Here is a 6,572-nt window from a genome sequence, read left to right as displayed (position 1 = left end):
ACATGGGTTGTAATATATTGTTATGGGCTTAATTCCCGAAATAATCGAACACCTTAACTCCCAATTTACGATCCTGATCGAGAACATGGGCATAGATTAAGGTTTGCTTAATATTACTATGTCCCATAATCTCTTTCAAAGTATTAATATCTTTTGTCCCACGTAGAAAAATAGTGGCAAAAGTGTGCCTGCCAAATTTAGCAGACAACTCTTTTTTTATACCAGCAGCAGAAGCTATTTGTTTTAGTTTTTCATTTACTTTCTGGTCTGCAATCATACCTTCCCATAATTGTCCATGTGTTCGATTTTTTCTTTTGTGATTAATAATTTCTCTAAGGAAGTCGGATATTGGTACTCTCACTACGCGAGGGCGTATATTAACCATTTTTCCTCTCATGTACCAAAATTCATCATTACCAATTTGGTCTATTTGTATAGCTCTGGCGTCAGAAATATGTAGCGAACTAAAACACATAAAAAGAAAAAATTCTAATACATCATGTGTTGTTCCAGAGAATGTATGTTGTTTATACATATCAACAAGTATTTTTAATTCTTGTTCGTTTAATGCTTCTGCTGTTGTTTCCATAGCGCCTCTAAGTTTTAACCCTTTAATTGGACTCTCTTTAATAATCTCTTTTTTTACAGCTTCATTGATATATACAGCGATAGTTCGAATCGTCTTGTTGATTGTAATTTCACTATTACCGCGTTTGTTCCTGAGAAAAAGAATAAACCGGCGGAATAAATCCGTGGTTAATTGGTCAAAGGTTAGGGAAGATTGGAAGCTTTTGAGGTTATTTAAGCAAGAACGATGTTTCTTTTGTGTTGCAACTGTTACTTCTTGAAATCGTAATCGCTGGTATTCTTCGCAAAACTCATAGAAGTTTTGGCGGTTTCTTGGCAAATTATATTCTTTCCAAAATAGTTCGGTTGTTAAGTTTTCTTTCCGCAGTCGGTAACATACAAGAATATCATTAATGCTTGCCTTGATATTGGATATGATTAGATTTTTGTCTGATGCAAATTCATACGATTTTTTTATTATACCGTTTTCTTTATCGAAAAACGTAGGAGGAATGCTAATACGTGTCGGAACTTCTACTTTTTCTCGATTAAGATAGAAGCTGATATATATTGGAGCTTCTCCTTTCTTATTTACTCTCTTTTGTGATACCTTGAATGTCGCCATATTTTTACCTACAAAGTCGATATTACCTACATCTAAAAATTAATATTAGTAAATCTGTTTCCCGAAAATGATTATAAGTGACTGATATGCTATAAAATAACTTAGGCGGCATCCCTTGCGGAATGTCGCCTAATTGTTTATTGTTGTTAAATCGTGGAGCATATCGGACTCGAACCGATCACCTTCAGACTGCCAGTCTGACGCTCTAGCCAGATGAGCTAATGCCCCGTTTGTTGATTTCGAGTGCAAATATAGGGCTTTTCCTGAGATATACATTATCTTTGTATTGGAATCTTTGGAGAAAATGTAGATGATAGTTTATAATACAACATTTCATATTGAAGCGGATATACTGGATGAAAGCATCGAATATCTGAAAAAGAGTTATATACCGGAGGCTATAGCCAGTGGTTTTCTGCAGAAACCATGCCTTCGTAGGGTTATGCGTACCGGAGCGGAGGAAGGGGAAAGCTTTTCTGTCCAATTTCATGTAAAGAATGTAGATACGTTGAATTTCTGGTTACAAAACGAAGGAAGTGCGATACAACAGGCATTGATTAACCGTTTCGGACAAAAGATAGCTGGTTTTAGCACTTTGTTGGAAGAATTGGATTGGAAAGAATGACGAAAGACCGTATCATATTAGGAATTGACCCCGGAACAATAGTCATGGGGTATGGCGTTTTGAAAATAGCGGGAAGTAAGCCCGGACTTGAAGCGATGGGAGTGCTTCAATTAAATAAATATGAGGATCATTATTTGCGTCTTCGTAAAATCTTCGAACGTGTTTTGGGCTTAATCGAGCAATATCACCCCGACGAATTGGCGATTGAGGCCCCTTTTTTCGGTAAAAATGTACAAAGTATGTTGAAACTAGGCCGTGCCCAAGGGGTTGCGATGGCTGCTGCTCTTGAACGGGATATTCCTATTTTTGAGTATGCGCCTTTGAAAATAAAAATGTCCATTACCGGAAATGGTAATGCCGCGAAGGAGCAGGTTGCGGGGATGCTGCAACGTTTTCTGCATATCCCGGATGAGGCAATGCTACCGCAACTGGATGCTACGGATGGACTTGCGGCTGCCGTTTGTCATTTCTTTCAGACAAATAATCCGATTTCGGAGAAAAAATATACCGGATGGAAGGATTTTGTGGCTAAAAATCCCGGAAAAGTTAGAAAATAAAAGAGTGAAAACCTCTATCAGGGGTTTGTTTTATCTTATATTATTATTAGCTTTGTAAACTAATAACCTATTTTTAATACCATAAAAATACATCAAGTATGAAAAGAAGAGACTTTCTTCGTAGTGGTGCGATAGCACTGGCCGGGTTTACTATCCTGCCGCGGCACGTATTGGGGGGAACAGCTTTCACTCCTCCCAGTGATCAAATTAATTTAGGAATTATCGGTTGTGGAGCACAGGGGCGCTGGACATTGGCTCCGGAGTTTTCGCGTCGGGCTAATCTGATAGCTGCATCCGATTGCGAGTCGCGTCAGCTACAAGCGATGCAACAAATTATCGAAACGGAAACAACAAAGGCTAAAGGACAGGCTTACAAAGGTTTTAAGCAGTATGCCGATTATCATGAATTGCTTGACCGTAAAGATATTGACGGGGTCATTATTGCAACTCCGGACCATTGGCATGCAGTGTTGACAATCGAAGCTTGCCGGGCTGGTAAAGATGTTTATGTTGAAAAACCAATGGCTCATAGTATTGCAGAAGGTCGCGCTATGGCCAATGCCGTGAAAAAATATGACCGTGTATTGCAAGTTGGAAATATGCAGCGTTCCTGGCGTAATTTCCGCCATGCCTGCGAGTTGGTGCGCAATGGTTACATTGGTGAAATAAAAGAAATAAAAGTATCCGTCGGCCCTCCTCCCATTAAATATAATTTACCGGCACAACCTGTTCCTAAAACATTGAATTGGGAAATGTGGATAGGACCGGCTGAGATGAATCCGTATAATGAAGAACTGGCTCCTCCTATGGAACGTAACACGTTTCCGAACTGGCGTAATTACAAGGAATATGGAGGAGGTATGATATGCGACTGGGGTGCGCACATGTTTGATATAGCTCAGTGGGCGATGGGGATGGACGACTCTGGTCCGGTGGAATATATTCCTGCCGATCCTGCCGAATTGCGCCCGCTGACGATGCGTTATGCCAATGGTACGATTATGACACACGAACCTTTCCGTAAAGATGACGGGAATGCTGTTCGTTTTATCGGATCCAATGGTGTAATTGATATTAGTCGCAGTTTCTTGGATATCATTCCTGCAAAATTACAGGATGTGAAAATCGGAGAAAATGAAATTCATCTTTATAAGAGCGACGACCATTATGCAGATTTTCTGAACGCTATGAAAACCCGTAAACAACCTTTAAGTACGGTTGAAGTCGGACATCGTACGGCATCCCTCTGCCATATAGTCAACCTTTGTTATGAGTTTGACCGTAAGTTGGTGTGGAATCCTGAAAAAGAAGAATTTTTCTTTGATGATGAAGCGAACAGGCGTCGTAGTAATCCGATACGTCAGCCCTACAGCCTCGAAATATAATCCGTAATAAGAAAATAATCGAACGCAAATAAAAGAGGAATGCAGAGGCAGCGTGCAAGTAAGAAGTTATCGCTGTTTTCTGCATTCCATTTTATTTCCGGACTTTTTCTTTGTTTTTAAATGCCTCTTCTGAATATAACATTCTTCTCTTGGTCATTTTCGAGGATGAGGTTCATATTTGTAAAATCGATTGTTCCCTGATATAGCACGTCCCCGTTGACTAACAGGACAATCAGATTTTTATCTGTTCTGTACCAATCTCCTTTGTATTCGCTCAGGAGTTTTACCGGAGACAGTTGATAAGTTACACATTGGAAAGTGAAATCCTTATCAAATGTAAGAGATGTTTTTGTTTTCGCCTGTTCTTCATTCGGGCGGAAAACGGCATAAATATCATCGGTAATCCGTTGGCTTGGTGTACAACTTGCACTCTTGTCGAAGCCCACCAGTCCGGTAATTAGTAATTGTTTTTTTGCACCTTCCTCATTAGAACCTTTATTAATCAGGTATCCCATTACGCCACAGTTGATAGCTTCTTTGGGTTTCGGGTCCATCTCTTTGTATTTCTTTTCAACCTTCAGGTATTCTCCTTTCATGGCGATAGGTAAAGTGGAACCGCTGACACAATCTTTCAGAGTGGCGGCATCGGCATAGTACGTAAAGTCACCATTGAAATAGAAAATGTTCCGGCCGGAAGGGAGTGTATCCGTACTGATAGTTTCCGCATCAGCCATCTCCATCGCTTGTTGTTTGTTTCCGGTACAAGCCATGAAGAAGACCGGAACGGCAAATAACCAGCTTAAATTTCTTGTTCTCATATTCTTTTTCTTTTCTTTTTGTGATTGCTATTTTCCCGACGTTCCGCTTTCCAGAATACTTACAATCGAGAAGAGCGTAAAACAGATACCTCCTAATCCGGCTAACACACGTGCTGGGACGAAATAGTAATTATGTTCCGTTCCCATCTCAAATAGAAAAGCGGAGAAAAAAAGGCAGGATAATGCTGTGAATATTGGAATGAGCGGAATACGGTTGGATAACTTGAACTCGTGTCTCCATATTTTCGACAGCAGAATGACCTTGCTGGAAATGCTGTAACATACCAATCCCAGACCAATCATAATATAACCGGTTGAACCGTTAGACGCATTTGCCGTTCCCAAGATTAGAATTAATCCCCAGATAATGCAAAGGCTCCCCATTATCAATACCAGTACGGGCCATACTTTTCGTTCCGAGGCGGAAAAAATGTTCCGTATTTGCCGGGCGATAGTAGCAACAAGTGTAATCAGGCTCGTACAAATACACGCAAGCCCAATCATTACATGCCCCGCTACGAAGTACATCGGATGAATTTCGCTTTTGGAGAGTAGGCAGAATGCCCATACCCATGTCACGAAGGAGAGAATGGCAGCAATGGAAATCAGCATTAGTCCTTGTGCACGTGTGAATGCTTCGGGAGGTGTTTCGTGATTGTTCTTTTTGGCATTGACCGTAATCATTGTAAAACGGGTGGAAGATGTTGCTGTTGTTGCCACACATGCCGTTATTAGTCCTACGCCGCAAATGACATGACCTGCCACGAATGATGCAGCTTCGGTGGAAGTATGCAAAAGATGAATACCACCGACAATAGTTAAAATGGCCGAAAGATATCCGAGTCCTGGCAATACATATTTGCTCACCGTACCGAATGTTCCGATAATCTGTCGAATAATTGTAGCAGCTGTCGAGAAAAGTGCAATACAAATCATCCCTAAAGAGAATACTACCGGGCCTGCTACTTCCCTGCTGGGGTCTGTTCCGTATGATATGATAAACCCTCCGTAACCGAAACAAAACAGGGCCATCAATAACGGTATTGCCCTGAATAGAACACTAATGCCGTAATTCATCTTGTTGTTGTTTAAAATATTCTTTCAAACAGTATGTGGCATGAAATTGTTTCGGTTCATCGCGAAAATCTGAAAGATAACCGGAATCAAGCAAGAAAATTCTCTAATCTTTTCAAAAAGTAGTCCTTTTGACTCTGTGATTGATAGATTTTTATTGCTTCTCTGTCATATATTTCCAGAAACGGGCGGGCATGTGTTGCCTGTGAAGTTTGGGATTGAGACGTTCTTTGATAGCAATGGATTTAAAGTATTCTTTCCAAAGCTGTTGAAACAGTTTCTCGTTTTCGTCCATTAAATCCTCACTAAGTAATCCGGAGAGCAAATGTGCCTGCTTTTCTTCAAAACGCACTTCGGTCACTTCTTTCAAATCATAATAGTAGCCATATTCCCGTTTCAGGTCGTAAATCAGCCAATGTTGGTCGGCAAAACGATCTTTCAGGTGGGGGATGACAAGAGGTAGAACATTGTATAAAGGCTCCAAGGCTGAGAAAAATGTGCCGTCCGCCGCTTTTTGGAAACGGAAGAATTGCATAACGCGCAAACGTTCGTTGCTTACTTTCTTCCATATTTTAGCCACTTCCAATACAATCGGGTCCCCGAAATTCAATTCAATCGTTTTAGGAGCATCAATTGCTTTGCGGATATACCGGAAGAGCAGGATGTCTATGCCGGGAAGTTCTGACAGCCAAGTGACGGTAATGACGGAGAGAGCTGTGGCTGAAACTTTCTTTTGCAATCCTTTCCAGACGCGGTCGCATTTGGCCGCATCGGTATAAATGGGAATGACTTCATCGTAAAACAGGGGTAAAGGTTCTTCCTCGGCTACCAGCATATCAGGAAAACTGCGGCGGAAATAAGCATCGAAAACCGCAGTCAACAGTCCTTCGAAAGTTTTGTCGTATTGGAATATAGTCATTT

The 6,572-nt window shown here is 40.9% G+C and carries 7 protein-coding genes and 1 tRNA gene; 3 read left to right on the top strand and 5 right to left on the bottom strand.

Annotation, left to right across the window (positions count from 1 at the left end):
• Positions 1–28: 28 nt before the first annotated feature.
• On the bottom strand, positions 29–1,192 hold the full coding sequence (locus DW103_RS12825) for a site-specific integrase (protein WP_122276740.1): 1,164 nt from the start codon (positions 1,190–1,192) through the stop codon (positions 29–31).
• A gap of 154 nt (positions 1,193–1,346) precedes the next feature.
• Positions 1,347–1,420: transfer RNA gene (locus tag DW103_RS12820), tRNA-Ala, on the bottom strand.
• An 82-nt stretch (positions 1,421–1,502) separates the two neighbouring features.
• Between DW103_RS12820 and DW103_RS12815 the strand changes: the two genes are divergently transcribed.
• The 3 genes from DW103_RS12815 to DW103_RS12805 all read left to right on the top strand — a co-directional run bounded on the left by DW103_RS12815 (position 1,503) and on the right by DW103_RS12805 (position 3,759).
• Complete coding sequence (locus tag DW103_RS12815) at positions 1,503–1,817, top strand: DUF4286 family protein (protein WP_122276738.1); 315 nt, start codon at positions 1,503–1,505, stop codon at positions 1,815–1,817.
• A complete protein-coding gene (ruvC, locus tag DW103_RS12810; protein WP_122276736.1) occupies positions 1,814–2,374 on the top strand; it encodes a crossover junction endodeoxyribonuclease RuvC in 561 nt (186 codons plus the stop codon). The genes DW103_RS12815 and ruvC overlap by 4 nt, the downstream gene beginning before the upstream one ends.
• Positions 2,375–2,472: 98 nt before the next feature.
• Positions 2,473–3,759 (top strand): Gfo/Idh/MocA family protein, encoded by a 1,287-nt coding sequence (locus tag DW103_RS12805; protein WP_122276734.1) that lies wholly within the window; start codon positions 2,473–2,475, stop codon positions 3,757–3,759.
• 116 nt (positions 3,760–3,875) lie between these two features.
• On the opposite strand, the gene DW103_RS12800 is transcribed toward DW103_RS12805, so the two are convergent.
• From DW103_RS12800 to DW103_RS12790, 3 genes are all read right to left on the bottom strand, one after another.
• Positions 3,876–4,577 carry a hypothetical protein gene (locus DW103_RS12800; RefSeq protein ID WP_122276732.1) on the bottom strand — a complete coding sequence of 234 codons (702 nt, stop codon included), beginning with the start codon at positions 4,575–4,577 and terminating at the stop codon, positions 3,876–3,878.
• 27 nt (positions 4,578–4,604) lie between these two features.
• Positions 4,605–5,654: a DUF2776 domain-containing protein gene (locus DW103_RS12795; RefSeq protein WP_122276730.1), complete on the bottom strand. Its 1,050-nt coding sequence runs from the start codon at positions 5,652–5,654 to the stop codon at positions 4,605–4,607.
• Positions 5,655–5,805: 151 nt separating this feature from the next.
• Positions 5,806–6,570 carry a TIGR03915 family putative DNA repair protein gene (locus DW103_RS12790; RefSeq protein WP_122276728.1) on the bottom strand — a complete coding sequence of 255 codons (765 nt, stop codon included), beginning with the start codon at positions 6,568–6,570 and terminating at the stop codon, positions 5,806–5,808.
• Positions 6,571–6,572: the final 2 nt, after the last annotated feature.

The sequence above is a fragment of the Parabacteroides sp. AM08-6 genome, from assembly GCF_003473295.1.
In the GTDB taxonomy this organism is placed as follows: Bacteria; Bacteroidota; Bacteroidia; order Bacteroidales; family Tannerellaceae; genus Parabacteroides.
This window is presented reverse-complemented; position numbering and strand designations above follow the sequence as displayed.

Bases quoted from the DNA above. Each gene is read 5' to 3' on its own strand.
- DW103_RS12815 (WP_122276738.1), top strand. From the start codon at position 1,503: ATGATAGTTTATAATACAACATTTCATATTGAAGCGGATATACTGGAT.
- DW103_RS12805 (WP_122276734.1), top strand. From the start codon at position 2,473: ATGAAAAGAAGAGACTTTCTTCGTAGTGGTGCGATAGCACTGGCCGGG.
- DW103_RS12825 (WP_122276740.1), bottom strand. From the start codon at position 1,192: ATGGCGACATTCAAGGTATCACAAAAGAGAGTAAATAAGAAAGGAGAA.
- DW103_RS12800 (WP_122276732.1), bottom strand. From the start codon at position 4,577: ATGAGAACAAGAAATTTAAGCTGGTTATTTGCCGTTCCGGTCTTCTTC.
- DW103_RS12795 (WP_122276730.1), bottom strand. From the start codon at position 5,654: ATGAATTACGGCATTAGTGTTCTATTCAGGGCAATACCGTTATTGATG.
- ruvC (WP_122276736.1), top strand. From the start codon at position 1,814: ATGACGAAAGACCGTATCATATTAGGAATTGACCCCGGAACAATAGTC.
- DW103_RS12790 (WP_122276728.1), bottom strand. From the start codon at position 6,570: ATGACTATATTCCAATACGACAAAACTTTCGAAGGACTGTTGACTGCG.